3 protein-coding genes and 1 pseudogene are annotated in these 2,539 nt (G+C 72.8%); 1 reads left to right on the top strand and 3 read right to left on the bottom strand.

Annotation, left to right across the window (positions count from 1 at the left end; genetic code table 11):
* From VN520_RS31295 to VN520_RS31285, 3 genes are all read right to left on the bottom strand, one after another.
* Window positions 1-337, bottom strand: a 337-nt coding sequence (locus tag VN520_RS31295) for a DUF6895 family protein (protein ID WP_414720005.1), incomplete at its 3' end; no start/stop codon positions are given.
* On the bottom strand, window positions 334-1,062 hold the full coding sequence (locus VN520_RS31290) for a hypothetical protein (RefSeq protein ID WP_325750306.1): 729 nt from the start codon (window positions 1,060-1,062) through the stop codon (window positions 334-336). The genes VN520_RS31290 and VN520_RS31295, both read right to left, overlap by 4 nt.
* Window positions 1,059-1,241, bottom strand: a complete 183-nt coding sequence (locus tag VN520_RS31285) for a hypothetical protein (RefSeq protein ID WP_325750305.1) — start codon at window positions 1,239-1,241, stop codon at window positions 1,059-1,061. Before VN520_RS31285 ends, VN520_RS31290 begins: the two co-directional genes overlap by 4 nt.
* A gap of 292 nt (window positions 1,242-1,533) precedes the next feature.
* Between VN520_RS31285 and VN520_RS31280 the strand changes: the two are divergent.
* Window positions 1,534-2,408 (top strand): annotated as a pseudogene (locus VN520_RS31280) (aldo/keto reductase); the annotation flags it as partial.
* Window positions 2,409-2,539: the final 131 nt, after the last annotated feature.

Here is a 2,539-nt window from a genome sequence, read left to right as displayed (position 1 = left end):
GGACGAACGGGGCGTACATCTCCAGCGGGTCCGTCATCAGCGTGTGGCGGAGCTGGCGTTCGTAGATCATGTCGCCGCGTCCGAACTGCTCCCAGGTGAAGTCCATCAGGCTCTGGGCGGCGACCAGGCGGCCCGGCCCGGCGACACCGTCGCGCAGGATGAGGGAGGCGGCGAGCGTGGTCTCCCCCAGCGGCTTGTAGACGCTGTCGGGGTCGGCCATCGTCTCGGTGGTGTCCGGCGGCAGGCCGCCGAGTTCGCGGTTGGCGTGCAGCCACGACAGTGCCCGGTCCGCCATGGCGCGGGCCGCCCGGGTGACCGGCTCGGGGATCGTCGTCATGCGTGTGCCGCCTTCACGCCCTTGCCGGGCCGTCGTTCGAGGAGGTGACGGGCGATCGCCAGGTCGAGAGCGGTGCGCGGGCCCGCCCCGCCCACCAGGAGCACGTGCTCCGCGACGAGGCCGGGGTCCAGGGGCAGTCCGACGCCCTCGTGATGCAGCCAGGCCAGCCAGCGGACGAGGCGTACCGCGGTGGGGAAGTCGCGGCGCAGGATCGAGCGGCTGACACCACGGCACAGCTGCAGGGCCCCGTCGCGGGCCGCCTCGTGGACCGGGCCGTCGAGGACGAGCGTGGCGAGCGGGGCGAGTTGGGCCATCCGCACGCACCAGCCGGCCCACCCGGCCGGGCCGGCTGGCCCGGCGTCGTCCACCGGCGCGGGCTCGGCCACTCGCAGGGTGTCCTCCCCGGAGAGACGCGCGAACAGGACCGCGGTGGCATGGTCACGCCGGGCGACCACAGCCTCCTCGGAGGCGCCGGAGGCGGGGAAGGCGTCGAAGGCCTTGGCCACGACGGCCGCGTCCTGCGCCGGGAGCGGGCCTTCCAGCAGGAGGTGGGGGCTGAAGGTGTCGGCCCCCAGCACCCGGACCGCGGCCAGCGCCGCGAGGGTGTCGGAGGCGTCGTCGACGTACCGGGCCAGTTGCACAGCGCCCCCGGTGCCGTCGAGGGCACCGAGGACGCAGGCCGCCAGGGCGTCGGACGCCGCGGCGAATGCAGAGTGGGAACTCACTTACCCCGGGGCTCCTTCGGCTCCTTGGGAGACAGGAGCAGCAGCGCGAGCAGCAGGCCCGCGGCTTCAGGGGTGTAGAGCGGGGCGTCGCTGACGGTGGCTTCGGGCTCCGTCATCAGTGCGCTCAGTGTGGCTGTCTGGGTCGGCGTCGCCGTGAGAGCGATTTCCTGCGTAAGCATGGTGCCTCCACGTCACTGGGGGGACATGTACCACTTATGTGGTTATGCCTTACCGATCTTAAGGGGTGGAACGGGATTTTTCTCGCCAAGCGCGCGCGAACCGAGGACGTGTACGGACCGCACCCCCGCGGACGGAGGTGACAGCACTCCGGATGACACGGATGGCGGAGTTCGCCCTGGAGTCCGCTCCACGTCGTAGCCTCCGGACCGCAACCGACCCGAAGGGATTCCTGCGCGTTACACACGGTTCGGCCGGACCGGGCTGCGCGTCAGCGGGCCGCCCCTGGGCGCCATGACGCTCGGCAGCCACGGCTCCGGGCCGGAGGCCGTGAGGAGGACCAGCGGGCGGATCCTCGACGCCTGCCTGGAGGCGGGCGGCAATTTCGTCGACACCGCCGACGACGTGAACGCGGCCGGTGACCACCGCAGGAACCTCGTACGGTCGGTGGAGGCGAGCCTGGAGCGGCTGCGCACCGATCGCCTCGACGTGCTGTGGGTGCACGCACGCGACCACTTCACCCCCGTGGAGGAGGTCATGCGCGCACTCGACGACCTCGTACGCTCCGGCAAGGTGTTCCACATCGGGGTGTCGGACCGGCCCGCCTGGGAGACCGCTCAGGCCAACACCCTTGCCGAGCTGCGCGGATGGACCGTGTTCGCGGGTCCACAGCTGCGCTACAACCTGCTGGAGCGGACACCGGAACGTGAACTCCTGTGCCAGGCATACGGGTTCGGCCAGGCAGTATGCGCATGGAGCCCATGGCCCGCGGCCGGCTCACGGGGCGCCACCTCGACGGGGCCGGCCCGGCGGGTGCGACCGCCGACGAGGCGCAGCACCGCGAGCACGAGAGGGTCACCGCGGTCGTGGGCATCGCGGAACGGGGCGGCTGGACCCCGGCCCAGGTCGCACTTGCCTGGCTGCGCGGGCGGCCGGGCAGCATCGTCCCGGTCATCGGCGCCTCCACCGAGGACCAGCTGACGGACGGTCCGGCCTGCCTGGAGGCGGACCTCGGCACCGCAGCCATCGAGCTGCTCGACCGGGTGAGCGCGGTCCCGCTCGGCTTCCCGCACGACTTCCTGCGGGAGCCGGCGGTCACCGAGAAGGTCTACGGGGCACGCTGGGCCGAGATCGAGGACCGCCGCTCCGGCAACCGCCGGACGACGAACGGGGCGCCCTACCAGGGTGCCGCGACGGCCGGGGCCTGTCCGCCGAGGAGCGGTGTCCGGCGCGTGCTGCCGGTGTGCCGGCCGGAAGTCCTCGTGCCGGACGCACCCGGGCTTCCGGCCGGTGCGGCGGG

Source organism: Streptomyces sp. (assembly GCF_035563135.1).
GTDB lineage: Bacteria > Actinomycetota > Actinomycetes > Streptomycetales > Streptomycetaceae > Streptomyces.
Note: the sequence above shows the minus strand (reverse complement) of the source record. Positions and strands in the feature narration are given on the sequence as shown.

What these genes read in the sequence shown, in the direction of transcription:
- VN520_RS31285 (WP_325750305.1), bottom strand. Translation starts at nt 1,241, where the DNA reads ATGCTTACGCAGGAAATCGCTCTCACGGCGACGCCGACCCAGACAGCC.